The following is a 24,300-nucleotide window of genomic DNA, read 5'->3' as shown; positions in this document are numbered from 1 at the left end:
CTTGGCGCCTCCCGCCCGGCCTAGAGGGGGAAGGTGGGAAGGCCCTGGAACAACTGCTGCAACCCCTCGCCCCAGGCCTTTCGCAGCGCCACGAAATGGGGATTCTGTTCGGTGATGCGGTGCTGGTTCGTCGCCGAGAAGCTGCCCTCGTGATAGACCAGGGCATCCAGAGGCAAGCCCACCGACAGATTGCTGCGCAGGGTCGAGTCGATGGAGATGAGGGCGCACTGCAGGGCGGTCTGAAGCGGCGTCTCATGGTGAATGATGCGATCGATGATGGGTTTGCCGTACTTGCTCTCACCAATCTGGAAGTAGGGGGTATCAGCGCTCGCCTCGATGAAGTTGCCCTCCGGATAGATGTGGAACAGGCGGTGGCGCTCCCCCCGGATCTGCCCCCCCAGCAGGATGTTGCAGCCGAAGTTGATATGGCCCTGCTGCTGACCCCCATCCCGGCTGATGACGGTGCGTATGGTCTGGCCGATGAGGGCGGCAGCCTCGTAGAGGCTGGGGAGGGCAAGGAGCTCCTGCCCCTCCGTCAGCAGGCTGATGACGCTCTGGGTGGTGGCCAGATTGCCCGCGCTTTGCAGCACTATCACCCTGTCCTCCCGGGTGAAGAGGTGCAATTTGCGGAAGGTGGCGATGTGATCCACCCCCGCATTGGTGCGCGAATCGGACGCAAACACCATGCCGTCTTGCAGGCACATGGCGACGCAATAGGTCATGACCGCACTCCCGCCAGGACTCTCCCGGTCTTCATTGCTGCTGTCCATCCAGGCGGGTCACCTGCGCCTGGCTCTGCAACTGTTCGCACCCGCCGCCATAGCGCACGCCGCGCACCGGACAGGCATCCAGATAATCCATGCCGACTGCGAGCTTGAGGTGCTCGCTGGTGGAGCTGGTGAGGTTGGTGACGTCGAACGTGTGCCAGCGCTCCTCGATCCACACCTCGGCCCAGGCGTGCATCGCCACGTGGCTGTTGTCCTGGCTGTAGAGGTAACCGCTCACGTACCGGGCCGGCAGGCCGGCGTGGCGGCAGCAGGTCAGGAAGACATGGGTGTGGTCCTGACAGACGCCGCTGCCCGAAGCAAGTGCCTCGCCGGCGCTGAAGGTGGCATCCGTGCTGCCTGGCTGATAGGGCATCAGCACCAGGATGCGTGCCATCAGGCTCTGCAAGTCGGCCAGGGTTGGCTCCTCTGGCAGGCAGGCCTTCGCGAGATCCTGCAGGGCCGGGGTCGGGCGGGTGAGGGGGGTGGGCCTCAGGTAGCTCAGGGGAGAGATGAGGGAGGACTCCTCATCTTCCGGGGCGTCGTCGCAGATCTCCACCTCCCCGTGGGCGCGGATCAGGATCCCCTCGTGGGGGGACTCCAGGCTCAGCACGTGCAGTATGTTGCCGTAACCGTCCGTGGTGCAGGTGGCCTCCCCCGGCAGCTCCAGCTCCCAGGAGAGGATCTGCTGGCGGGCAGTGCTGTGGGGGGTCAGGCGCAGGTACTGGGTACTGCGGCGCACCACGTCGGCATAGTGGTAGCGGGTCTGGTGATCGATGATGAGTCTCATAATACCTCCAGGTAGGCGGCGTGGATGCTCTGGCCGATGGCGCCGATGTCGCTGAGGAAATCACTCAGGTACTCCTGCATGCCGAGGGCAAAGACATCGTCGATGGCGCCATAGGTCAGATGGGCGTTGAGTATGGTGGTCAGGCGCCGGGGCGTCTGACCGGCGTTGCCCTCGATCTGGGCCAGGATCAGCTCCATCTCGTCGAGGCAGGCCCGCAGGGAGCGCGGCACTTCATTGCGCAGGATCAGCAGCTCGGCGATGGAGGCATGGGAGAGCGTCTTGTAAAGGGTCTGGTGGGCCTCGTAAGCGCCCACTGACCGCAACAGGGCGTTCCAGCGGTAGAACTCGCGCACGCTGTCCTCGTCCTCCCGGATCACCTGATACTTCACGGTCAGGATGCGCGCCGTGTTGTCGGCCCGCTCGATGAAGGTGCCAAGGCGCAGGAACCAGAGCACGTCACCGCGCATGATGGTGCCATAGGTGGCGCCGCGAAACTGGTGGGAGCGCTCCTTGATCCAGTCGAAGAACTCCTGGGCCTGGCCGCTGGAGAGGCCCGCCTGGCGGCGCCGGCGGATCTCTATCCAGGCGGCGTTGATGCTCTCCCACACCTCACCGGGGATCTTGCCCCGCACGGCGTGGGCGTTGTCCCTGGCCATGCGCAGACAACTGAAGATGCTGCTCGGGTTCTCCTCGTCGAAGCAGAAAAATTGCAGCAGGTTCTCCATGTTCACCTGGCCGTAGCGGGCCAGGAAGGGCTCGTGAGTGCCGCTGATGGTGAGGGGCGCCACCAGCTCGCTGTGATCGGCGTCGATGGAGGGCATCAGCGACATGGTCTGGGTGACGTCCAGCATGCGCGCCGTGTTCTCCGCCCGCTCCAGGTGGCGGGACATCCAGTAAAGTTCGCTTGCGGTGCGGCTCAGCATGGGCTGCCCTCCATGACCCAGGTGTCCTTGGTGCCACCGCCCTGGGAGGAGTTGACCACCAGGGAGCCTTCGGTGAGGGCGACCCGGGTCAGGCCGCCCGGTACCAGGCGCAGCTCCTGCCCCGTGAGAACGAAGGGGCGCAGATCGATGTGGCGGGGGGCGATGCCGGCGTCGACGAAGGTCGGGCAGGTGGAGAGGGAGAGGGTCGGCTGGGCGATGTAGTTGTCCGGCCGCGCCTTGAGCAGCTCGCGAAAACGGGCCAGCTCCTCGCGACTGGCGCAGGGGCCGATAAGCATGCCGTAGCCGCCGGCGCCATGGACCTCCTTGACCACCAGCTCCTCCAGATTGGCCAGCACGTGGGAGAGGGCAGCCGGCTCGCGGCACTGCCAGGTGGGCACGTTGTTGAGAATGGGATCTTCCCCCAGATAGAAGCGGATCATCTCCGGCACATAGGGGTAGATGGACTTGTCATCCGCCACCCCGGTGCCGATGGCATTGGCCAGCACCACGCCGCCGGCGCGGTAGACCGAGAGCAGCCCGGGCACGCCGATGAGGGAGTCCGGGTTGAAGGCGAGGGGATCGAGGAAGTCGTCGTCGATGCGGCGATAGATGACATCCACCCGTTTCAGCCCCGTGGTGGTGCGCATCAGCACCTGACCATCCTTGACCACCAGATCCGCGCTCTCCACCAGCTCCACCCCCATCTGCTGGGCGAGGAAGCTGTGCTCGAAGTAGGCGCTGTTGAAGCGCCCCGGGGTCATCACCACCACGCAGGGGTTGTCCACCGGGCTGCTCTCGCGCAGGGTCTGCAGCAACAGGGCCGGGTAGCGCTCCACCGGGGCGATGGGCTGGTTGTGAAACAGCTCCGGGAAGAGGCGCATCATCATCTTGCGGTTCTCCAGCATGTAGGAGACCCCGGAGGGGGTGCGCAGGTTGTCCTCCAGCACATAGTACTCACCGTCGTGGTTGCGGATGATGTCGACCCCGGTGATGTGGACATAGGTGTCCCGGTGCAGATCGACCCCCTGCATGCAGGGCTGGTACTGGGCATTGGTGAGGATCTGGGCGGCCGGGATCACCCCCGCCTTCAGGATGCGCTGATCGTGATAGATGTCGTGCAGAAAGGCATTGAGGGCGGTGACGCGCTGGCGGATCCCCTTGTCCAGATGTTGCCACTCCCGGGCGGGAATGATGCGGGGAATGCTGTCGAACGGGATGAGGCGCTCGGCGCCGTCCCCATCCCCGTAGACGTTGAAGGTGATGCCGACCCGGCGAAACAGCAGGTCGGCCTCTTCACGCTTGCGCTCTATGCTCTTCTCGTCGGTCTGGTGCAGCCACGAGAGGTAGGCGTGGTAATGATCGCGAAACTGGTTGTCGGTGAGCAGCATCTCGTCGTAACAACCGGGTCCGGGGGGCTTGATGGGCAGCATAGGCAACTCCTTGTGACGTCCCTGCGTACATCACAAAGTGCAAGGGCTGTGCCAGCCAATTGAGTCGCTATCGAGGCCAGTGTCAGTAATTTTTCATTGAAAAATCATATGGATGACTTTTATGTCATCACGGGGCAAGGCAGGGCGCACCAGAGTGGTACCCCAGAGAGGGTATGGCTGCGCCATCTTGTGGCAACAGGCCATGAGGGCAAGGGACGGGCGCAGCGGGATGCGGGGGCGGGAGGCGCGCCCCCTTGCCCCGAGCTGGGGCAGGGGAAACGAAAAAGCCCAGTCCCGAGACTGTTATATCGATCATGGATTTCAAATAGGCTTCTATGTTTTCATATGACTAAGGAAGGTGCGAATAAGTCATATGGCACGAGAGCATTTACTGGTAACCCATTGATATTAAATGACTAAAATTTTCATTTTTTGTTCGTGGGATACTTGTTCGCACTTTCCCTAGACCACCTTAATACTGATGCTTTGTCAAATATGGTCTTTAGCTGCCGTCATCATTAAATGACGAATTCCTGTTACATCAAGTACGCAACCTGGTTTAACAATATCCTTATTTGTATAACTACCCTCATGACCATTAGGCCAAGCATAGGGGGCAATCTCATCACCTTTTTGCATTGCAACAAATGGTGTCGAAGACCAGAAAGCTGCAATGGGTTCGTTTCTGTAAGAGTCGGGGTAAAACTCAAAGTATCGGCTGAGCTTAACTCCAGTGAAGGTTGCCGACGATCGCGTCGGCGTGACGACCCGTCACCGCGTCGGCATCGATGCGGCTTTGCACAACTCTTGGCAAACTCAGCTACATCCACAAAGACCGGATATGCCCCAGAACGACCCCGGTCTGTTTCACTAACCATTCCTTTTCCTTGCTCTTCGTGATCGCCTCCATCTTTCAATCTGCATTATCTCCACGCCAGTGCAACAAGTTCCGGTCTGAACATCCCCATGGTTTCCTAGCAGAAAGACCGGAAGCTGTGACCGGAGAGTTTTTCAGGGGAAATCTACGTCAGGAGAGGTGTACAGATCTAGTTATCACCTGACACCGGCCTCAAACCGGTGTCTTGTTTACGCTACTTTAGTGCGCACTTCCTTCGGTATCAATTTCAGACCCTTCTTGAACATGCTGTAGGGGGTCTGACCCTCCATCATCCTGCCCTGATGTGGCCGCTCGGTGTTGTAGTGTTCCAGGTAGCTATCCAGGTCTGTCTGCATCTGTTCTACCGACTCATACCAGGTCGTCCTCCCCTTGATACGGAAGTGTTCATCCAGCAGGGTGCGATGTAGCCGCTCGATAAAGCCGTTGCTCTGCGGCCTGCGTACCTTGGTGGTCCGGTGCTCAATCCCCTCCAGTTGCAGGAACAGCTCGTAGGGGTGATGGTCAGGGCGCCCGCAGAACTCGCGCCCGTTGTCCGACAGGATGGTATAGACCCGCGCCTCGTGAGCCTCGAAGAACGGCAGGACCGTTTCGTTGAGCACATGGACCGAGGTCACCGGCAGCTTGCTGGTGTAGAGCCGTCCCCAGGCGTGGCGGCTGTAGCAGTCCAGTACGGTTTGCAGATACACCTTGCCCACCCCCTTGAGTGCGCCGACGAAGAAGGTGTCGACCGCCACCAGTTCCCCGGTGTAGTGAACCTCAATTTGGCGTTCGCGAAACTCGGGGCTGAAGCGCTCGAGCAGGCGGATCTGCTCGTCATTGAGCTCAATCGTCTGTTCCCTATGGGTTTTCTCGAGGCGCAACAAGCGGTCATGCTTGGAGAGCAAGTCGTGACGTTGCCACACGCCACGCACACCGCCCGCACTGACGTTGATGCCTTGCAGAGCCAGTTCTTGCGCGACCCGCAGCGGGCCATGGGTTGGTCTGGTGAGAGAGTAATCGAGGATAGCCTGTTCAATCTCGGGAGCGACCCGGTTGGGATGAGCCCCTTTACAGCCGGGGGAGTTTGTCGAGCAAGCCCTCGGCGCCATAGGTCTGGTAGTTACGGCGAATCTCGTAGAACTGCTGACGGCTGTAGCCGATGAGCTTGCAGGCTTTGCTGACGTTATTGAACTCTTTGGCGAGCTCTAGCAAGCTGAGTTTACGACGTGCTACTTTCTCGTTGGTGGTCATACGATGACTCCAGATAACACGGTAGGGGTACCGTTTTGTTATCCGGTTTGAAGCCGTATGACCACTCCCTTTTGTGGGCAACTGTCAGGTGAATACCATCTCCATACAAATGAAGAGACAGATACGAAAAAGCCCAGTCCTGAGACTGGGCTTTAGAAGATGGCTCCCTCGACTGGACTTGAACCAGTGACATACGGATTAACAGTCCGCCGTTCTACCGACTGAACTACGAGGGAATTGGCTCCTCCTACTGGACTTGAACCAGTGACATACGGATTAACAGTCCGCCGTTCTACCGACTGAACTAAGGAGGAATTGCCTGTCTCGTCGAGACGCAGCGGATATTAATGATCCCCCGAACGGGTGTCAACCCGCCACTCCACGGAAAAAGGGCTTTTCGGCCCGTTTGCCCAAAACTTGGGCGCTGTGGACTATTTTCAGCACAATCAGCAGCTTGAGATGCTTCCGCCAGCGGCCACGGTCGAGCTGGCCGTGAAGGCGCGCCCCGGCCTGGAGGGTGCGGGGCAATGGATGAGCCGATCATGGTGGGAACCGATGAATATCGGCGATGTCGCCCCTGTCGATGGGCTTGCCTCCGAGGTGGTGGGGGATGCGAGGGAGATGCCGGTTCGCGATGACCAGGGATCGATTAAGGGAATGGCAGGGGAAATCGGCGATATACCGGTTGTCGATGGGCTTGCCTCCGAGGTGATGGGCGAGGGAGGCGGGGAAGATGCTGGCTCGTGATGAGCCGAAAGATGAGCAGAGAAATGAAGGGATGGCTGGGAAAATCGGCGATATGCGAGCTATCGATGACAATAATGCGGGGTAATGGCCATTTCTTGATCCTGCCCATCGAATTATCGGGCCGGCTCGGGTATGGTTGCTCTGGATACCATCGCCGCGTCGACAGCTCTGCCGGCCCTTGATGATGATCGGGTGCCGGTTCACCCCGGCCTTTGTCTCCCTCTTCTGGTATTACCCTAGACATGCACAATCAAGCTTCCTTACAAGGCGTGAAGCTGGCCATCGCATTGCGCCAATCCTGCATTGACGAACCCTACAGCGTGGCGCGCTTTGGCCGCGACCTCATCGCCGGCATCACGGTCGGCATCATCGCCATTCCCCTTGCCATGGCACTGGCCATCGCCAGTGGGGTGCCGCCCCAGCACGGGCTCTATACCGCCATCATCGCCGGCATCGTCATCGCCGTGACCGGGGGATCCCGCTTCTCCATTTCGGGCCCAACCGCCGCCTTCGTGGTGATCCTCTACCCGGTGGCCCAGCAATTTGGCGTGGGGGGTCTCTTGATGGCGACCCTCATCTCGGGCTGTTTCCTGGTGGCCATGGGCATGGCGCGTCTCGGGCGCCTCATCGAGTACATTCCCCCCTCGGTGACCCTGGGGTTCACCGGTGGTATCGCCATCGTCATCGCCACCCTGCAGATCAAGGATTTCTTCGGCCTGCAGGTCCTGGATATGCCGGAAACCTATCTGGGCAAGGTACAGGCGCTGGCCCATGCCCTGCCAAGCTGGCAGTGGGGGGACACCCTCGTCGGGGTGGCGACGCTGGCGGTGCTGCTGCTCTGGCCGAGATTGCGCCTGCCAGTCCCCGGCCATCTGCCCGCCGTGCTGGTGGGGGTGGGGCTCGGGTTTGGTCTGCACCAGTTCGGGGTGGACGTCGCCACCATCGGCAGCAAGTTCAGCTATACCTTGGCCGACGGCAGTCAGGGCATGGGTATTCCCCCCATCGCGCCGACGCTGGTGATGCCCTGGGCGCTACCGGGGCCGGACGGGGCGCCGGTGGAGTGGAATCTCGCCGCCATCGAGCGGCTGCTGCCCGCCGCCTTCTCCATGGCCATGCTGGGGGCCATCGAATCCCTGCTCTGCGCCGTGGTGCTCGATGGTATGACGGGTCGCAAGCACAGCTCCAACGGCGAGCTGGTGGGGCAGGGCCTTGGCAACATCCTGGCTCCCTTCTTCGGTGGCATCACGGCGACGGCCGCCATCGCGCGCTCCGCCGCCAACGTGCGGGCCGGTGCCACCTCGCCCATTTCCGGTATTGTCCATGCGCTGGTGGTGCTGGCTGCCATCCTGGTGCTGGCTCCCTGGCTCTCCTGGTTGCCGCTCTCTGCCATGGCCGCCCTGTTGCTGCTGGTGGCCTGGAACATGAGCGAGGCCCACAAGGTGGTGGATCTGGTGCGCCGGGCGCCTAAATCCGATGTACTGGTGCTGCTGGTCTGCCTGTCGCTGACCGTCATCTTCGACATGGTCATCGCCATCACCTTCGGGGTGATCCTGGCCTCTTTGCTGTTCATGCGCGAGATAGCCAAGATGACCAGGCTGCACAACCTGGCGGATCACAAACGCTATGCCAGCGAGGTGTCCCCCTCGACCCTTGTCTACAAGATCAACGGGCCACTGTTCTTTGCCGCCGCCGAGCGGGTCTTTGACGAGTTACTTGCCCAGGTGAAGGACCACAAGGAGTTGATCCTGCAAATGGAGGCGGTCTCCATCCTGGATGCTGGCGGTCTCACCGCCTTCCAGCAGTTCGCAAAACGCATGGCCAAGGCGGGGATCCGTCTCAAGGTGGCTGAATTGCAATTCCAGCCCCTCAAGACCCTGGCGCGGGCCAAGGTGCGTCCGGTGCCGGGAGAGCTGGAGTTCTACGGTTCGCTGGAAGAGGCAATTCGAGGAGAACATTTGCACGAAGCGGTTGAAAATTGATGGAAAGGGATAGGAAATGGCATATTTTTAGTCACTTGGTTCGCTTATTGAGCAAACAGTGGCAAAAGATAAAAAATTGCATTGACCGCCTCGCGCCTATCCCTTACATTACGCCCCGTTCCAGCGCAACGGCGCAGCGAATTCGTGTTGGCTGAACACGTTAAAGCACAGACCAAAATTGGGTGCGGTGTCCGAGTGGCTGCCCACCGACGAAGTCGGCAAGATGCACGCGCAGCGTGCTCCGAAAGCCACTTCAAGCAGTGAAAATTTGGTGAGGTGTCCGAGTGGCTGAAGGAGCACGCCTGGAAAGTGTGTATACGGCAACGTATCGAGGGTTCGAATCCCTCCCTCACCGCCAAATTGCAAAAAACCGACCTTATGGTCGGTTTTTTGCTTTGGGGAAGTGTCATCAGCTCATCTCGAAGAGGGGGGGTGAGAACCCTCGCCGGGTTCGAGCAGAGCAGCTTGCTGCGATGAACGGCCGCAGGCCGCCCCGAAGGGGTGAGCCACGCAGTGGCGAATCATCCCTCCCTCACCGCCAAATAAAACAAAAGGCCCCGTCGAAAGACGGGGCCTTTTGTTTATCAAGGGCTGGTTTGACACTTCTCTGTGGCCGGTCTCAGACCGCTTGCTCAGGCCAGCTTCAACATCGGCATCTGTTCGCGTTTGTCACAGTGCGTCAGATGGACCCGGCTGGTCAGGCGGGTCAGCAGCTCGTAGGGGATGGTGCCTATCTTTTCGGCCACCTGTTCCACCGGCAACCCTTCCCCCCACAGCGTCACCTCGTCTCCCACCTTGTCGCTGGCCGCCGGCCCCAGATCGACGGTGATCATGTCCATGGAAACCCGACCCACGATGGGCACCCGGCGGCCATTGATCAGCATGGGGGTACCTTCGGGCGCCATGCGGGGGTAACCATCGCCATATCCCGCGGCCACCACGCCGAGGGTAGTATTTCGATCCGCCACCCAGTGTCCTCCATAGCCGACCGCCTCGCCCTGCTGGCAGGCGCGGGTGGCGATGAGCTGGCTCTTGAGATTCATGACCGGGCGCAGGTCATGGTCGGCGGCAAGCTGACCGGTAAACGGGGAGGCGCCGTAGAGCATGAGGCCGGGTCGGATCCAGTCGCTGCGCGATGCCGGCCAGGCGAGGATGCCGGCGGAGTTGGCCATGGCCCGCTCGCCCGGCAGATGAGCAGAGAGGCGGTTGAATTCCTCGATCTGCAGCCGGGTGGCCTGGGTATCCTGCTCATCGGACTGGCTGAAGTGCGTCATCAGATGGAACGGCTGCACCACGTTGCGACAATGGCTCAGCCGCTCGATGAAGGCGGGCAGCTCCAGGGTACGCAGCCCGAGCCGGTTCATTCCGGTATCGAGCTTGAGCCACACCTTGATGGGGGCGGGCAGACTGGCCTGCTCGAGCAGTGCCAGCTGCTCCCAGGTATGCAAGGTGGTTTGCAGTTCGTGTTTCGCCAGCAGCGGCAGCGCCTCGGCACTGAAGAAGCCTCCCAGCACCAGAATGGGCTTGGTGATGGCGTTGGCACGCAGCACCAGCGCCTCCTCGACCCTTGCCACCGCATAGGCATCGGCCTGGGCGAGGGCGTGGGCCACCTGCAGCAGCCCATGGCCATAGGCATTTGCCTTGAGTACCGCGATGATCTTGCTGTGGGGGGCATGGCGGCGCACCACGGTGAAATTGTGCTGGAGTGCATCGATATCGATGCTGGCCGTAACTGTGTTCATCATGGGTCGGGTGTCTGCTCGATGAGTAGTTGGCTGATGGTTTCAATCCCGATCCGGTGATCCTGGCTGCCGGGACGAGCAAACGGGGGTCACTGAATCATGTTTTTTATATGCTTTAAAATGTAAAAAGATGTTATCAGTTGTTTTTTTGTTGGTAAATTATGTGGCGAATGGGAATGCGTAAATGCGCAAAATACGGAATATTCCTCGGTATAAATTTCCCTGCCAACGCTTTCTCTGGCTCCCTATCGGGCAATATTTATCACTGGTTTTTCCCCTTAAAACGGGAGGGGGATCGAGCCGTTTTCGCACATTGTTGGCGGTTTTTCGCACCGGCTGCGTGCAGGTGGGGTTGCCGACCCCTGGCCAAGGTGTGGGGAGGGGCAGGTGCATGGCAGAGGAGAAAAGCAGGCTACCAGCTCCATGGGGGGTGAAGGTGGAACTGCCGGATTAAAGAGGGCATCTCGTCGAACCGGCGAGTGGTGTACGCCACTAAGAAAGCTTGTGGCCGGCTTGGTGGCGCACGCGGCCGGAGAGACAGGTCATCCGTGGCCAGGGATGGTGAAGCATGGATGTGGGCCGGTTAATTAATCAAGGGAAGGTGCGAACAAGTCCCTGATATGAGATCATGTTTGTCATCTGGAGCCATGGAACAGGGTTCATCATGAGTCATCAACTTACCTTCGCCGACAGTGAATTCAGCAGTAAGCGCCGTCAGACCAGAAAAGAGATTTTCTTGTCCCGCATGGAGCAGATTCTGCCATGGCAAAACATGGTGGAAGTCATCGAGCCGTTTTACCCCAAGGCTGGTAGTGGCCGGCGACCTTATCCGCTGGAAACCATGCTACGCATTCACTGCATGCAGCATTGGTACAACCTGAGCGATGGCGCGATGGAAGATGCTCTGTACGAAATCGCCTCCATCCGTCTGTTTGCCCGGTTATCCCTGGATAGCGCCTTGCCGGACCGCACCACCATCATGAATTTCCGCCACCTGCTGGAGCAGCATCAACTGGCCCGCCAATTGTTCAAGACCATCAATCGCTGGCTGGCCGAAGCAGGCGTCATGATGACTCAAGGCACCTTGGTCGATGCCACCATCATTGAGGCTCCCAGCTCGACCAAGAACAAAGAGCAGCAACGCGATCCGGAGATGCATCAGACCAAGAAAGGCAATCAGTGGCACTTTGGCATGAAGGCCCACATTGGTGTCGATGCCAAGAGTGGCCTGACCCACAGCCTAGTCACCACCGCGGCCAACGAGCATGACCTCAATCAGCTGGGTAATCTGCTGCATGGAGAGGAGCAATTTGTCTCAGCCGATGCCGGCTACCAAGGGGCGCCACAGCGCGAGGAGCTGGCCGAGGTGGATGTGGACTGGCTGATCGCCGAGCGCCTCGGCAAGGTAAGAACCTTGAAACAGCATCCACGCAAGAACAAAACGGCCATCAACATCGAATACATGAAAGCCAGCATCCGGGCCAAGGTGGAGCACCCATTTCGCATCATCAAGCGACAGTTCGGCTTCGTGAAAGCCAGATACAAGGGGTTGCTGAAAAACGATAACCAACTGGCGATGTTATTCACGCTGGCCAACCTGTTTCAGGCGGACCAAATGATACGTCAGTGGGAGAGATCTCACTAAAAACTGGGAATAACGCCTTAAATGGCGAAGAAACGGTCTAAATAGGCTGATTCAAGGCATTTACGGGAGAAAAGATCGGCTCAAACTGAAAAAATGAAATGACTGAGTCAGCCGAGAAGAATTTCCCCGCTTATTCGCACCTTCCCTAGTAACGGCCTCAACGGAGCTGGTTGTCGCGTGAGTCATACTAATCGGCCGGTGAAAAAACAGAAGGGGGAGCCGTTGAAAACCGGCGCAACGTCATAAATCGGGACCTCAAGAGGGTATTTATTGTTTGGTTTTGTTAAACGATAACTGGTTATCGAATAGAAAAACCAAACAATGTGGGCCTGGTTTCTGGCCGTGCTGGCTTGTCTGGAGGCTGGTGGGGAGTGAGTTGGGGCAATCTGGGAGGGTTTCCCGGTTTCCCCGGAATTGGTTTGGCAATCATGGTGTGATCTGGGTTGTGGGGAGAGGGGAAGGGGAGGTTGCCGCTCAATGCTGCGCCCCGACCGGGGTGATGTTGGGCCGTCAGGCACTGTGGCGGGATCGGCCATTGGCGCTCGGGGCCGGCTCGGGTATAGTCCTGCGCCAACAAGATAGGTTCGGATGGAGGAGTCGGCACCGCTTCAGGCAAGCGGGCCGAATCACTCCTTCGGCGCGGCTTTAAAGGATATCCCCATGAAATTCAGTCCCCTGCTCGATGAGATGATGAAGGCGCTGCAGGTCTTGCCGGGCGTGGGCCCCAAGTCCGCCCAGCGCATGGCGTTCACCCTGCTGGAGCGCGAGCGCAGCGGCGGTCTGCGTCTGGCCTCCCTGCTCAACCGGGCGCTCACCGAAATCGGTCATTGCAGCCACTGCCGCACCTTTACCGAGAACGATCGCTGCGAGATCTGCGCCAATCCCAAGCGCGAGGAGAACGGCCTGCTCTGCGTGGTGGAGAGCCCGGCGGACGTGGCGGCCATCGAGCAGACCGGCCAGTTCTCCGGCCGTTACTTCGTGCTGATGGGCCACCTGTCGCCCCTTGACGGCATCGGCCCCGAGGAGCTGGGGCTCGATATCCTGGAGCGCCGCCTGCAAGAGGAGCAGATCAAGGAGCTGATCCTCGCCACCAACCCCACCATCGAGGGGGATGCCACCGCCTGGTACATCGCCGACATGGCCCGCACCGCCGGGGTGGAGGTGAGCCGCATCGCCCACGGGGTGCCGGTGGGCGGGGAGCTGGAGCTGGTGGATGGCACCACGCTCTCCCACTCCCTGATGGGGCGCCAGCGCCTGAGCTAAAGAGGCCACGAACCCCACCCCGGCCCTCCTCTTGGCAGGGGAGGGAGCAATGGATCCTGCCCCACTCCTCCCTTTGGTAGGGAAGAAAGCAACGAACCCCGCCTCAGCCCTCCCCTTGATAGGGGAGGGAGCAATGGATCTTGCCCCACTCCTCTCTTTGGCAGGGGAGAAAGCAACGAACCCCACCCCGCCCCTTGATAGGGGAGGGAGCAATGGATCATGCCCCACTCCTCCCTTTGGCAGGGGAGAAAGCAACGAACCCCGCCTCAGCCCTCCCCTTGGCAGGGGAGAGCAAGGCTGACCCCGCTATTGGCTCCACGCTCGATCCCAATTTGACCCTCCTCGCCAGACAGGGGACGACGGTGCACCTCCCCCTTGTGAAGGGGGAGGCCGGGAGGGGGTTGCATCTGTGGGCCAAGCGAGGGGCCGGTGTGCAAATTTGCTCTCAAGTTTGCACGCAAGCCCCTTGATATTTGAAAGGCCAACCCCATCTAGCTTGGGAATCTGTTCAACCCGACGTTTTGAGGACTGGTCGATGACCCAAAGTGTTCACGCCGAAACCCACGGCTTTCAGACTGAAGTCAAACAACTGCTGAGCCTGATGGCTCACAGCCTCTACTCCAACAAAGAAGTATTCCTGCGCGAGCTGATTTCCAACGCCTCCGATGCGGCGGACAAGCTGCGCTTCAAGGCGCTTTCCGATGCCTCTTTGTTCGAAAACGACGGCCAGTTGCGCGTTCGCCTGGTGGTTGATAAAGAAAATCGGACCCTGACCATCTCCGACAACGGGATCGGTATGACCCGTGATCAGGTGATCGAGCACCTGGGCACCATCGCCAAGTCCGGCACCGCCGAGTTCTTCAAGAACCTCTCCGGTGATCAGGGCCGCGACTCCCAGCTGATCGGTCAGTTCGGGGTGGGCTTCTACTCCGCCTTCATCGTCGCCGACAAGGTGACCGTGGTGTCCCGCGCCGCCGGCACTGCTCCGGAGCAGGGCGTGCAGTGGGAGTCGGAAGGGGAAGGCTCCTTCACCGTGGCTGACGTGACCAAAGCCGGTCGCGGTACCGACGTCATCCTGCACCTGCGCGCCGAAGAGGACGAGTTCCTCGACGACTGGCGTCTGCGCTCCGTGGTGAGCAAATATTCCGATCACATCAGCGTACCGGTGGAGATGTTCAAAGAGGGCACCCCGGATCGGGAAGAAGACGGTGAAACCATCGTCGGTACCCCGGGCGAGTGGGAGCAGGTCAACCGCGCCACTGCGCTGTGGACCCGCAACCCGAAAGAGATCAAGGACGAGGAGTATCAGGAGTTCTACAAGCACGTCGCCCACGACTTTGAAGATCCGCTCTTGTGGGGTCACAACCGGGTGGAAGGGGCGCAGGAGTACACCAGCCTGCTCTACGTACCGGCCCGTGCTCCGTTCGATCTCTACAACCGGGATCAGAAACACGGCCTGAAGCTCTACGTGCAGCGCGTCTTCATCATGGACGACGCCGAGCAGTTCATGCCGGCTTACCTGCGTTTCGTCAAAGGGGTGCTGGACTCCAACGATCTGCCGCTCAACGTCAGCCGTGAGATCCTGCAAGACAACAAGGTGACCGTCTCCCTGCGCAAGGCCTGCTCCAAGCGCGTGCTGACCATGCTCGCCAAGCTGGCCAAGGAGGATGCAGAGAAGTACGCCAAGTTCTGGAGCGAGTTCGGCAATGTGCTCAAAGAGGGCCCGGCCGAGGATTACGCCAACCGGGAAGAGATCGCGAAGCTCTTGCGCTTTGCCAGCACCGCCGGCGAGGGCGAAGCCCAGACCGTGTCGCTGGAGGATTACGTTGGCCGCATGAAGGAAGGCCAGCAGAAGATTTACTACATCACCGCCGACTCCTACGCTGCCGCCAAGAACAGCCCGCACCTCGAGATCTTCCGCAAGAAGGGCGTCGAAGTGCTGCTGATGTGGGAGCGGGTGGACGAGTGGCTGATGAGCCACCTGACCGAGTTCGACGGCAAGCAGCTGGTCTCCGTCACCCGTGGCGAACTGGATCTCGGGGATCTGGAAGACGACGCCTCCAAGCAGGCGCAGGAAGAGGCCGAAAAAGCCAACGCCGGTCTGGTGGAGCGGGTCAAGAAGAGCCTCGGGGAGGCGGTGAAAGAGGTGCGCGTCACCCACCGTCTGACCGACTCGCCGTCCTGCATCGTCACCGACGCCCACGGCATGAGCACCCAGATGATCAAGCTGATGCGCGCCGCCGGTCAGCCGGTGCCGGAGCAGAAGTACATCCTGGAGCTCAACCCCGACCATGCCCTAGTGAAGAAGCTCGGCACCATCGAGGATGAGAGCCTGTTTGGCGAGTGGGTCTCCCTCCTGCACGAGCAGGCCCAGCTGGCGGAGCAGGGCGGTCTCAATGATCCGGCGAGCTTCGTCTCCCGTATCAACCGTCTGCTACTCCAGGCGTGATGTGATTGTGATTGGCCCACTGCATGACAGTGGGCTTTTTTTTTTGGCCGTTCCCCTCTGGTGCGCTGCTGCATTTTCAATCATTTTTCGTGGTCGTCGTCTGCGTCTTTGGTCGCAGAGACGGGGCGGGAGTGTGGTGATAATCTGGCCACTCACACGGGGCGAGCTTGTTAATACGGGCGAAAACGTGTAGTTTTTTGCCTTCTCAAGAATTGAATAACCAATCAACTAGGAGCGTGTATGCGCATTGTTCTGTTGGGAGCTCCGGGCGCCGGCAAGGGTACCCAGGCTCAGTTCATCATGGAAAAACACGGTATTCCGCAGATCTCCACCGGCGACATGCTGCGTGCGGCGATCAAGGCGGGTACCGAGCTGGGCCTCAAGGCCAAAGCCGTGATGGACGCAGGTCAGCTCGTCTCCGACGACATCATCATCGGCCTGGTCAAAGAACGCATCGCGCAACCGGATTGCGCCAACGGCTTCCTGCTGGACGGCTTCCCCCGCACCATTCCCCAGGCGCAAGCCATGAAGGATGCCGGTGTGACCGTGGACTTCGTGCTGGAGTTCGACGTGCCGGACGAAGAGATCGTCAAGCGCATGAGCGGCCGCCGCGTGCACTCCGGCTCCGGCCGTACCTACCACGTGGTGTTCAACCCGCCGAAAGTGGAAGGCAAGGATGACGTGACCGGCGAGGATCTGGTGATCCGTGCCGACGACGAAGAGACCACAGTGCGCAAGCGTCTGGATGTCTACCATCAGCAGACCGCGCCGCTCATCGGTTTCTACGGCAAGGAAGCGGAAGCGGGCAACACCCGTTACGTCAAGATCGACGGCACCCAGCCGGTTGATCTGGTCAGCCAACAACTGGCCGCCATTCTCGGTTAAGCCATTCAGGGCCGGCAGGACGCAGCCGTTCGCCGGCTGGCTACGAGGGTGAGAAAAGGGTCCATACCGGGCCCTTTCTTGCATTCCATTCCCACGACACAGAACGACAGGATGCTAACGTGACCACGAAAACCGGGATCTTGCTGGTCAATCTGGGTACCCCGGCCGCGCCGACCACGGCGGCGGTCAAGGCGTTTCTCAGCCAGTTTCTGCACGATCAGCGGGTCGTCGACCTGCCGCGCTACCTCTGGTGCCCCCTGCTTCACTTCATCATCCTGCCGACCCGCTCCCCCAAGGTGGCCAAGCTCTATCAGCAGGTGTGGACCGAGCAGGGCTCCCCTCTGATGGTCATCAGCCAGCAGCAGCGCGCGGCCCTGGAGCACGAGCTCAAGCGGGAAGGGGTCGAGGTGCCGGTGGCGCTCGCCATGACCTATGGCGCCCCGTCGCTGGCCGATGGCTGGCAGGCCCTCAAGGCCCAGGGGGTCAACCGGGTGATCCTGCTGCCGCTCTATCCCCAGTATTCGGTCAGTACCACCGCCTCGGTGTTCGACGCCTGGGCCAGGGCGATGAAAACCGAGCGCAATCTGCCGGTGGTGCGGCTCATCCGCGATTACCATGCCCACCCGGAGTACATCCAGGCGCTGGCCATGAGCGTGCGTCGCCACTGGGAGCAGCACGGCCAGGGGGAGCATCTGCTGATGTCCTTCCACGGCATTCCCGAGCGCTACGAGCGGGAAGGGGATCCCTATGGTCATCAGTGCAGGCGCACCGCCGCCCTGCTGGCGGAGGCGCTGGGGCTGGCCCCGGAGCAGTGGACCGCGAGCTTCCAGTCCCGCTTTGGCAAAGAGGAGTGGCTCAAGCCCTACACGGACCTGACCGTGGGCGACTTGCCCTCTCGCGGCGTCAAGCGGCTCGATGTCATCTGCCCGGCCTTCTCGGCGGATTGCCTCGAGACCCTGGAGGAGATCCAGGTGCAGAACCGGGAGATCTTCATGGCCGCCGGTGGCGAGCAGTTTGAATACATCCCGGCCCTCAACAGCGATCAGGCCCATATCCGCATGATGGTTTCCCTCATCTGTCGCGAGCTGGCATGATGGCCGTTCTCATCCAGTGCCCGACGTGGCGGACGTTCGGATTCAACGATAAAGGAGTGTCCTGATGATGCATATCACGCTGATTTACGCCGGCCTGCTCGGGCTCTTGTTCCTGCTGCTCTCCTTCTGGGTGGTCAAGCGCCGCGCCCAGTTCAGGGTGATGATAGGGGAGGGGGAAGCCCCCGAGATGCTGGCCGCGATCCGCGCCCACGGCAACTTTGCCGAGTACGTGCCCCTCACCCTGCTGCTGATGGCACTGTGCGAACTGGCGGGGGTCGGGGCGCTCTGGCTGCACCTGGGCGGTGTGCTGCTGCTGGTGGGGCGCATCCTGCATGCCATCGGCATCCAGATCCCCAGAGCTCCCAACATGCCGCGCCTCTTCGGCACCCTCTTCTTCTGGCTGTCGCTGGGGATTTTCTCGGTGCTGGCCCTGGTGCAGGGGCTCTCGGCAAGCTGAATGTCATCCCGCAACACCACCCCGTCACGGGGTGGTTTTTTGTGGCAGACAAGTCAAACGTTTTCCTCTCAAGCCCTTGTCTATACTGACCTCAAAATTCAATCGTGCGACTTTTCGGCGTGGTGGATTGTGTTAAAATCCCGCCCCTCTTTTCCCCAGAGCACAGAAGATTGCCATGAAATTTCCCGGTCAGCGCAAGTCCAAACACTACTTCCCGGTCGACAGACGTGATCCCCTGATCCCGCAGAATTCCCAGCTCACCGAACTGGGCAAGGCCTATGTAGTGGGCATCGATCAGACTCTGGTGGATATCGAAGCCCATGTGGACGAAGACTTCCTGAACCGGTACGGCCTGAGCAAGGGCCACTCCATGCTCATCTCCGACGAGGTGGCGGAGCTGGTCTACGACGAGCTCAAGGCCAACAACATGGTGGTGAGCGAATTTGCCGGCGGCACCATCGGCAACACCATGCACAATTACTCCGTGCTGGCGGACTCCCACTCCATTCTGCTTGGCGTCATGAGCCAGGACATCCGCATCGGCAGCTATGCCTATCGCTATCTGTGCAACACCTCCTCCCGGGTCAACCTCGACTACCTGCAGCCGGTGGACGGCCCGGTCGGGCGCTGCTTCACCTTCATCACCGAAGGGGGAGAGCGCAGCTTTGGCATCAACGCCGGCAAGATGGATCACCTGGATGTGGACCACATCCCCGAGACCATCATCAAGGAGGCCTCGGCCCTGGTGATCACCGCTTACCTGGTGCGCGGCGCCGACGGCACCCCCATGAAGGAGGCCGCCATGGCCGCGGTGCGCTATGCCCGCGAGGCCGGGGTGCCCGTGGTGCTGACCCTGGGCACCCGCTTCGTCATTGACGAGAATCCCCAGTGGTGGCGCGATTTCATCAGCGAGAACGTGACCGTGCTCGCCATGAACGAGGACGAGGCGGAGGCCCTGACCGGGATAAAGGATCCCCTCGGCGCGGCCGACAAGGCGCTGGACTGGGCGGACATGGTGCTCTGCACCGCCGGCCCCATCGGCCTCTACATGGCGAGCTACACCGACGAGGACTACAAGCGCGAGACCACCCACACCCTGCTGCCCGGCGTCATCCCCGAGTTCAACATGTACGAGTTCAGCCGCCCCATGGCCCGGGACAAGTGCCGCAAGCCTGCGCGTATCTACTCCCACATCTCCCCCTACATGGGCGGCCCGGAGAAGATCAAGAACACCAACGGGGCAGGGGACGGGGCGCTGTCCGCCGTGCTGCACGACATGGTGGCGAACGCCTACCACCGCATGAACGTGCCGAACTCCGCCAAGCATCTCTCGGAATTCCTGACCTACTCCTCTCTGGCCCAGGTGTGCAAGTACGCCAACCGGGTGAGCTACGAGGTGCTGGCCCAGAGCAGCCCGCGCCTCTCCCGCGGGTTGCCGGAGAAGGAAGACAGCCTGGAAGAGGTGTACTGGGAGCGGTGATACCTCTTCCTGTCGACCACGAGAAAGGGTGCCACTGGGCACCCTTTCTTGTTTTTGGGGCTGGATCATGTTTTTGGCATCGCTTTTGCTGACATCGTGGACAGCCCGCGTCGCGGCGGCATACCTTGTGTTAAGGATATGTAGCTGCTGCGGGGCGAGGGTATGTTGAGACAATGGAGTATCGGTCGGCGTCTGTCGCTGGTGACCCTGATGGTGCTGGCGCTGCTGGGACTGCTGCTGTTCTTCTGCCTGCAGATTTATCAGCAGGGGCTGATGGGGGAGAAGAGCCGCCAGACCCAGGCCCAGGTAGAGACCGCCTACAGCCTGGTGGCGGGGCTGGAAGCCAGGGTGCGCAAGGGGGAGCTGGACGAGGCGAGCGCCAAGGCCGAAGCGCTGGCGCTGATCAAGGGATTGCGTTACGGCAACGATGACTACTTCTGGATCAACGACAGCCACCCCACCATGGTGATACACCCCATGAAACCCGAGCTGGACGGCAAGGATCTCTCCTGGGTGGAGGACAAGCAGGGGCTCAGGCTGTTCGTCGCCTTCGCCGATCTGGCGCGGGCCCAGGGCGCGGGGGAGGTGGCCTACTACTGGCCCAAGCCGGGGGTTGACGAGCCGGTACGCAAGATCTCCTACATCAAGCGCTTCGCCCCCTGGGACTGGATCATCGGCACCGGCGTCTATGTGGACGACGTCGAGGCCCAGTACCGGGAGGTGCTGCACACCCTGCTGGGGATCGGGCTGGTGCTGGCCCTCCTGCTGTTTGCCGTGGTCGGCCTCATTGTGCGCAGCATCGTCGTGCCCCTCTCCCGCTCGGTCTCGGCCCTTGGCAACATTGCCAGGGGGGAGGGGGATCTGCGGGTACGTCTGCCGGAGTCGGGGCGTGACGAGCTGAGCCAGCTCAGCATCAACTTCAACCTCTTCGCCAGCCAGATGGCGCAGCTGGTGGCCCGCAGCCAGCAGATAGCGGATCAGAACCGGGTGCATGCCCACCAGCTGGCCGAGGTGGTGGAGCGTACCGGCGCCATCGTCACCGGCCAGGAGCAGGATACCCTGCGGGTGGCCAGCGCCATGGAGCAGATGACGGTGAGCAGCCGCGAAGTGGGCCAGCACGCGGCCCAGGCCGCCGACGCGGCGGACTCGGCCCTCAATCTGGCCCAGCATGGCCGCGAGGTGGTGGTCCAGACCCGGGAGTCCATCAGCCAGCTGGCGGACGAGATGGTGGAGACGGTACAGGCGGTGAGCCGCCTCGAGCAGGAGACTCAGCAGATTGGCTCCGTGCTCGACGTCATTCGCGGGGTGGCGGAGCAGACCAACCTGCTGGCCCTCAACGCCGCCATTGAAGCGGCACGGGCCGGGGAGCAGGGGCGCGGCTTTGCGGTGGTCGCCGATGAGGTGCGTACCCTGGCGACCCGCACCCACAGCTCCACCGACGAGATCCGGCAGATGATCCAGCGGCTGCAGGAGGGGGCCGGCAAGGTGGTCAGCGGCATCAGCCAGTTGCAGCAACTCTCCCGCGCGACGGCGGACAGGGCCGGCGATGCGGATGTCGCCATCAATGCCATCGATGGATCCGTCCACACCATTACTGCCATGAATGGGCAGATTGCCACGGCGGCGGCGGAGCAGAGCCGGGCGGCGGAGGAGATCAACCAGCGGCTGGTGGCCATCACCCAGCTGGCGGCGGATGCCCTGGCCCAGAACCGGCTGACCGAGCAGGCATCCGGGCAACTGGCGCTGGCCTGCGACGAGCTGGGGGCCCTGGTGGCGAAATATCGCATCTGACGGCCTTTATCCCCGCTTTTTCGGGATAAGGCTTGAGTCTGGGGGGCTTTTGGGACACCATCTGCCCCATTCTCGGCCAGCCCTGGCCGACAGCCTGCCATTGCTTTGCAAGAGAGAGACCCCATGAGCAAACTAACTGACAATCTTGACGCCAATTTCCAGCTGTTCATCGAAGAAGTCCGCGAGTCGGGTCAGGTGTGGGGTCTGCGCTACGGTGAAGACTGGGTGGTGTGCCGCTCCGCCGAGTTCGAAGATGCGGACGTGATGCCGCTCTGGTCCGCCGAAGGGGATGCCCGCCTGCACTGCGTGGACGAGTGGGCGGATTACGAGCCGGAAGTGATCGAGCTCGAAGAGTTCTTGGACATCTGGATCAACGATCTGGACGAGGACGACGTGCTGGTCGGCCCGAACTGGAACGCCGATCTGGAAGGTCAGGAGCTCGAGCCCATCGAGCTGGCCAAGGCGCTGGTGGAACTGGACGCCTGAGTCTGCCGTCCTGCCGGATTGTGATGAACCGGCCCCCTTCGGGGGGCCGGTTTTTTTATGGCCGCCATGGGCCATGAAAAGGCGATTTGCCTTTGCACCCGTCCCGGGGATGGGTCATCATCAACCCTTTGCCGATCGGGAGGTGCCATGTTTGTCTTTGACGTGACCACGAAGGCGGGGGCGCAGGGGAGGATCCAGGTGCAGGCGCTGGACTGGAGCCAGAGCGGCCCGGTGAGCTTTCAGTGTGACAGCGACGAGCTGGCCCTGGTGCTGCTGAGCGGGTGCCGCTGTGATGCCGTGGGGTACTTCAATCTGCTGGGGGGCTGCAAGCCGCTCTACGTGGAGCAGTGGCTCACCTATTTGCAGGAGCGTGGCCAGCTGGAGAAGGTCACGGCCCGCCAGGAGAGCCCGTCCCAACCCGATTACCTGACCCGGGCCGGGCTGGCGGACGACGAGCTCAATGCCCTGCTCGGCCAGATCTACAAGGTGGCCGGGTTCAACCGCCTGCAGATCAACCGCTACCTCAAGCATCGCCACAACCCGACCATGCTGGCGACCCGTTACGATCAGAAGGAGCTGGAGCGTTATCGCCAGCTCAACGACATCATTCTGACCCTGTTGAAGCTGAAACCGTCTCCGTGAAGATCCCCATCTGACCGATCTCCGGTCCCAGCTCCTGGGGCCGGGCGATGAGGTAGCCCTGCAAGCCGTCCACATACATGCTCTGCAGCATCTGCTTCTGGCCTATCTGTTCCACCCCTTCTGCGATCACCAGGCAGCCCATGCGATGGGAGACGTCGACGATCATCCGCACGAACTGCTGATTGGTGAGATCCTGCTCCAGCTCGGTGATGAGACCGGGGTCCAGCTTGATGTAGTCGGGTTTGAGCTCGCGAAACAGGCTGAAGGAGCCGATCCCCTTGCCGAAGTTGCAGATGGCCGAGCGGCTGCCGTGGCGCCTGAGCAGCTCGAACAGCCGCCTGGACCCGGTCAGGTTGCGCTCCAGGTGCTCCTCGTCGAGCTCGAACACCAGGTTGGCCCCGATGTCGGGGTCTTTTTGCAACTGGTGATCCAGCCAGATGAGAAAGGCGCTGTTTTGCAGCAGGGAGCCCGGCAGGTTGAGACCCCATCGGCTGTTGTGGCCTCCGAAGGCGCGGTATTGGCGGATGATGTGGCGGATCACCATCTGGGTCAGGCGCAGTACCATGTCCAGCCGCTGCGCCATGGCGAGCAGGGTATCACTTGGCAGCACGGTGCCGTCGCTGCTGCAAAAGCGGGGATAGATCTCGTGATAGGCGAGCATGCCGCGATGCAGGGGCTGGATGGGCTGGCAGGTGAAGTTGACGCTCTCCTGCTCCAGCAGATCGGTCAGCACCTGGGTCCAGTGACGCTGACCCTGCACCTCGACCACCTCGTCGTTCTGCTGGATGGCCCAGCCATTGACCACCTCTGTCTGGGCGCGGGCCAGCGCGAGATCTGCCCGGGCCAGAATGGCCTCTATCTTCTGCTCGCTGCTCAAGCGGGTCATGCCCGAGTAGGCGGCGCTCTCGAGCTCGTGATCGTGCTGATAGCGATCGAAGGCGAGCTTCAGATCCCGTCCCAGCAGATGGGGCGGGATCTGGGCCAGGGGGGGCAGCAGGACGGCAAAATCGGCCCCCGAGATGCGATAGACCCGGTGGCCCGGGAAGCGGCTGACGGTGTGGCTGATGAGGGCGGCGATGTCCCGGATGTAGGCATCCCCGGACTGGAAGCCGCGCTGGGCGTTGAGGGTCCCGAGCTCGGTGGCGCGGATGAGCACCAGGATGGCGGTCTGGGTGTTTTCCTGTTGCAGCAGCTCGGTCAGATCGCGCCGGAAGGCGTGGCGGTTGCCAAGGCCCGTCATCTCGTCCCGGGTCGCCTGATTGTGCAATTCGGTGATCTGGCGGTGGGCATCGATCTCGGCCTCATTGAAGGACGCAAGGAGCTGGCGCAGAGCCGTTTGTGCCTGTACGCTGTCGAGCATGGCGGGATCCCGTTGTTGCAGCGCCAGCAGCCAGCGCTGCTCCTGCCTCTCCCGCTCCCCCTTGCGCACGCTGTGGGTGAGAAAGAGCAGCAGGGCGAAGCCGATGAGGGTGGTCATCAGGACCAGCAGCAGGGTGAGGGGGGAGGCCGGAGGCGCAAGCCAGAGTCCCTGCAGCAACAGCATGGGAATGCAGACCAGGGCGCTGACCAGCAGCAGATTTCCCTCGTGTTTATTCAACATCGTTT

19 protein-coding genes, 3 tRNA genes, 1 other RNA gene and 1 pseudogene are annotated in these 24,300 nt (G+C 61.3%); 14 read left to right on the top strand and 10 right to left on the bottom strand.

Going from position 1 to position 24,300, the window contains the following annotated elements; genetic code table 11:
- Positions 1–20: 20 nt before the first annotated feature.
- The 8 genes and pseudogenes from ACPW74_RS11285 to ACPW74_RS11250 form a co-directional block, all read right to left on the bottom strand.
- Positions 21–722: a peptidase gene (locus ACPW74_RS11285; RefSeq protein ID WP_010674394.1), complete on the bottom strand. Its 702-nt coding sequence runs from the start codon at positions 720–722 to the stop codon at positions 21–23.
- 31 nt (positions 723–753) lie between these two features.
- The gene (locus ACPW74_RS11280) at positions 754–1,554 is read right to left on the bottom strand and encodes a transglutaminase family protein (protein WP_425859164.1); all 801 of its coding nucleotides are present in this window, start codon (positions 1,552–1,554) and stop codon (positions 754–756) included.
- Positions 1,551–2,477, bottom strand: coding sequence for an alpha-E domain-containing protein (locus tag ACPW74_RS11275; protein ID WP_010674396.1), 927 nt, complete (start codon positions 2,475–2,477; stop codon positions 1,551–1,553). The genes ACPW74_RS11280 and ACPW74_RS11275 overlap by 4 nt, the downstream gene beginning before the upstream one ends.
- Positions 2,471–3,907 carry a circularly permuted type 2 ATP-grasp protein gene (locus ACPW74_RS11270; RefSeq protein WP_010674397.1) on the bottom strand — a complete coding sequence of 479 codons (1,437 nt, stop codon included), beginning with the start codon at positions 3,905–3,907 and terminating at the stop codon, positions 2,471–2,473. The genes ACPW74_RS11275 and ACPW74_RS11270 overlap by 7 nt, the downstream gene beginning before the upstream one ends.
- 489 nt (positions 3,908–4,396) lie before the next feature.
- Positions 4,397–4,546, bottom strand: coding sequence for a hypothetical protein (locus ACPW74_RS11265; protein ID WP_154670444.1), 150 nt, complete (start codon positions 4,544–4,546; stop codon positions 4,397–4,399).
- Between the two features lie 447 nt (positions 4,547–4,993).
- Positions 4,994–6,035 (bottom strand): annotated as a pseudogene (locus ACPW74_RS11260) (IS481-like element ISAs19 family transposase).
- 160 nt (positions 6,036–6,195) lie between these two features.
- Positions 6,196–6,271: transfer RNA gene (locus ACPW74_RS11255), tRNA-Asn, on the bottom strand.
- 2 nt (positions 6,272–6,273) lie between these two features.
- Positions 6,274–6,349 (bottom strand) — tRNA-Asn (locus tag ACPW74_RS11250).
- Between the two features lie 49 nt (positions 6,350–6,398).
- Here ACPW74_RS11250 and ACPW74_RS11245 point away from each other — a divergent pair.
- The 4 genes from ACPW74_RS11245 (at position 6,399) to ACPW74_RS11230 (ending at position 9,302) form a co-directional block, all read left to right on the top strand.
- Entirely contained in the window at positions 6,399–6,782 is a 384-nt protein-coding gene (locus ACPW74_RS11245) for a hypothetical protein (RefSeq protein ID WP_103261865.1), read from the top strand.
- A 242-nt stretch (positions 6,783–7,024) separates the two neighbouring features.
- On the top strand, positions 7,025–8,761 hold the full coding sequence (gene dauA / locus ACPW74_RS11240; protein WP_103261866.1) for a C4-dicarboxylic acid transporter DauA: 1,737 nt from the start codon (positions 7,025–7,027) through the stop codon (positions 8,759–8,761).
- Between the two features lie 270 nt (positions 8,762–9,031).
- Positions 9,032–9,119 (top strand) — tRNA-Ser (locus ACPW74_RS11235).
- 54 nt (positions 9,120–9,173) lie between these two features.
- A non-coding RNA gene (locus ACPW74_RS11230) (RtT sRNA) lies at positions 9,174–9,302 on the top strand.
- A 91-nt stretch (positions 9,303–9,393) separates the two neighbouring features.
- On the opposite strand, the gene alr is transcribed toward ACPW74_RS11230, so the two are convergent.
- The gene (alr, locus tag ACPW74_RS11225; RefSeq protein ID WP_171865750.1) at positions 9,394–10,506 is read right to left on the bottom strand and encodes an alanine racemase; all 1,113 of its coding nucleotides are present in this window, start codon (positions 10,504–10,506) and stop codon (positions 9,394–9,396) included.
- 661 nt (positions 10,507–11,167) lie between these two features.
- Between alr and ACPW74_RS11220 the strand changes: the two genes are divergently transcribed.
- The 10 genes from ACPW74_RS11220 (at position 11,168) to ACPW74_RS11175 (ending at position 22,695) form a co-directional block, all read left to right on the top strand.
- Positions 11,168–12,148, top strand: a complete 981-nt coding sequence (locus ACPW74_RS11220; RefSeq protein WP_425859163.1) for an IS5-like element IS5 family transposase — start codon at positions 11,168–11,170, stop codon at positions 12,146–12,148.
- Between the two features lie 660 nt (positions 12,149–12,808).
- The gene (gene recR / locus ACPW74_RS11215; RefSeq protein ID WP_010674419.1) at positions 12,809–13,411 is read left to right on the top strand and encodes a recombination mediator RecR; all 603 of its coding nucleotides are present in this window, start codon (positions 12,809–12,811) and stop codon (positions 13,409–13,411) included.
- A gap of 535 nt (positions 13,412–13,946) precedes the next feature.
- Positions 13,947–15,860 carry a molecular chaperone HtpG gene (htpG, locus tag ACPW74_RS11210; RefSeq protein WP_425859162.1) on the top strand — a complete coding sequence of 638 codons (1,914 nt, stop codon included), beginning with the start codon at positions 13,947–13,949 and terminating at the stop codon, positions 15,858–15,860.
- 240 nt (positions 15,861–16,100) lie between these two features.
- On the top strand, positions 16,101–16,745 hold the full coding sequence (gene adk, locus ACPW74_RS11205) for an adenylate kinase (RefSeq protein WP_010674422.1): 645 nt from the start codon (positions 16,101–16,103) through the stop codon (positions 16,743–16,745).
- Positions 16,746–16,864: 119 nt separating this feature from the next.
- Positions 16,865–17,839, top strand: a complete 975-nt coding sequence (gene hemH / locus ACPW74_RS11200; protein ID WP_042882436.1) for a ferrochelatase — start codon at positions 16,865–16,867, stop codon at positions 17,837–17,839.
- Positions 17,840–17,903: 64 nt separating this feature from the next.
- On the top strand, positions 17,904–18,296 hold the full coding sequence (locus tag ACPW74_RS11195; RefSeq protein ID WP_010674424.1) for an MAPEG family protein: 393 nt from the start codon (positions 17,904–17,906) through the stop codon (positions 18,294–18,296).
- A gap of 175 nt (positions 18,297–18,471) precedes the next feature.
- The gene (locus tag ACPW74_RS11190; protein ID WP_010674425.1) at positions 18,472–19,776 is read left to right on the top strand and encodes an inosine/guanosine kinase; all 1,305 of its coding nucleotides are present in this window, start codon (positions 18,472–18,474) and stop codon (positions 19,774–19,776) included.
- 162 nt (positions 19,777–19,938) lie between these two features.
- Positions 19,939–21,567: a methyl-accepting chemotaxis protein gene (locus ACPW74_RS11185; protein WP_049636238.1), complete on the top strand. Its 1,629-nt coding sequence runs from the start codon at positions 19,939–19,941 to the stop codon at positions 21,565–21,567.
- 123 nt (positions 21,568–21,690) lie between these two features.
- Complete coding sequence (locus ACPW74_RS11180) at positions 21,691–22,053, top strand: DUF2750 domain-containing protein (RefSeq protein ID WP_010674427.1); 363 nt, start codon at positions 21,691–21,693, stop codon at positions 22,051–22,053.
- A 147-nt stretch (positions 22,054–22,200) separates the two neighbouring features.
- Positions 22,201–22,695: a hypothetical protein gene (locus ACPW74_RS11175; protein ID WP_010674428.1), complete on the top strand. Its 495-nt coding sequence runs from the start codon at positions 22,201–22,203 to the stop codon at positions 22,693–22,695.
- Here ACPW74_RS11175 and ACPW74_RS11170 read toward each other — a convergent pair.
- Positions 22,658–24,295: an EAL domain-containing protein gene (locus tag ACPW74_RS11170; protein ID WP_049636237.1), complete on the bottom strand. Its 1,638-nt coding sequence runs from the start codon at positions 24,293–24,295 to the stop codon at positions 22,658–22,660. The two genes, ACPW74_RS11175 and ACPW74_RS11170, sit on opposite strands and share 38 nt — an antisense overlap.
- Between the last annotated feature and the right edge of the window lie 5 nt (positions 24,296–24,300).

Source organism: Aeromonas sp. INTO2 (genome assembly GCF_049860605.1).
Taxonomy (GTDB): domain Bacteria; phylum Pseudomonadota; class Gammaproteobacteria; order Enterobacterales; family Aeromonadaceae; genus Aeromonas; species Aeromonas caviae.
The sequence above is the reverse complement of the archived record's forward strand: the minus strand, read 5'-3'. Positions and strand labels throughout refer to the sequence as shown.

What these genes read in the sequence shown, in the direction of transcription:
- ACPW74_RS11285 (WP_010674394.1), bottom strand. Translation starts at nt 722, where the DNA reads ATGACCTATTGCGTCGCCATGTGCCTGCAAGACGGCATGGTGTTTGCG.
- ACPW74_RS11280 (WP_425859164.1), bottom strand. Translation starts at nt 1,554, where the DNA reads ATGAGACTCATCATCGATCACCAGACCCGCTACCACTATGCCGACGTG.
- ACPW74_RS11275 (WP_010674396.1), bottom strand. Translation starts at nt 2,477, where the DNA reads ATGCTGAGCCGCACCGCAAGCGAACTTTACTGGATGTCCCGCCACCTG.
- ACPW74_RS11270 (WP_010674397.1), bottom strand. Translation starts at nt 3,907, where the DNA reads ATGCTGCCCATCAAGCCCCCCGGACCCGGTTGTTACGACGAGATGCTG.
- ACPW74_RS11265 (WP_154670444.1), bottom strand. Translation starts at nt 4,546, where the DNA reads ATGCAAAAAGGTGATGAGATTGCCCCCTATGCTTGGCCTAATGGTCAT.
- dauA (WP_103261866.1), top strand. Translation starts at nt 7,025, where the DNA reads ATGCACAATCAAGCTTCCTTACAAGGCGTGAAGCTGGCCATCGCATTG.
- alr (WP_171865750.1), bottom strand. Translation starts at nt 10,506, where the DNA reads ATGATGAACACAGTTACGGCCAGCATCGATATCGATGCACTCCAGCAC.
- ACPW74_RS11220 (WP_425859163.1), top strand. Translation starts at nt 11,168, where the DNA reads ATGAGTCATCAACTTACCTTCGCCGACAGTGAATTCAGCAGTAAGCGC.
- recR (WP_010674419.1), top strand. Translation starts at nt 12,809, where the DNA reads ATGAAATTCAGTCCCCTGCTCGATGAGATGATGAAGGCGCTGCAGGTC.
- htpG (WP_425859162.1), top strand. Translation starts at nt 13,947, where the DNA reads ATGACCCAAAGTGTTCACGCCGAAACCCACGGCTTTCAGACTGAAGTC.
- adk (WP_010674422.1), top strand. Translation starts at nt 16,101, where the DNA reads ATGCGCATTGTTCTGTTGGGAGCTCCGGGCGCCGGCAAGGGTACCCAG.
- ACPW74_RS11195 (WP_010674424.1), top strand. Translation starts at nt 17,904, where the DNA reads ATGATGCATATCACGCTGATTTACGCCGGCCTGCTCGGGCTCTTGTTC.
- ACPW74_RS11190 (WP_010674425.1), top strand. Translation starts at nt 18,472, where the DNA reads ATGAAATTTCCCGGTCAGCGCAAGTCCAAACACTACTTCCCGGTCGAC.
- ACPW74_RS11185 (WP_049636238.1), top strand. Translation starts at nt 19,939, where the DNA reads ATGTTGAGACAATGGAGTATCGGTCGGCGTCTGTCGCTGGTGACCCTG.
- ACPW74_RS11180 (WP_010674427.1), top strand. Translation starts at nt 21,691, where the DNA reads ATGAGCAAACTAACTGACAATCTTGACGCCAATTTCCAGCTGTTCATC.
- ACPW74_RS11175 (WP_010674428.1), top strand. Translation starts at nt 22,201, where the DNA reads ATGTTTGTCTTTGACGTGACCACGAAGGCGGGGGCGCAGGGGAGGATC.
- ACPW74_RS11170 (WP_049636237.1), bottom strand. Translation starts at nt 24,295, where the DNA reads ATGTTGAATAAACACGAGGGAAATCTGCTGCTGGTCAGCGCCCTGGTC.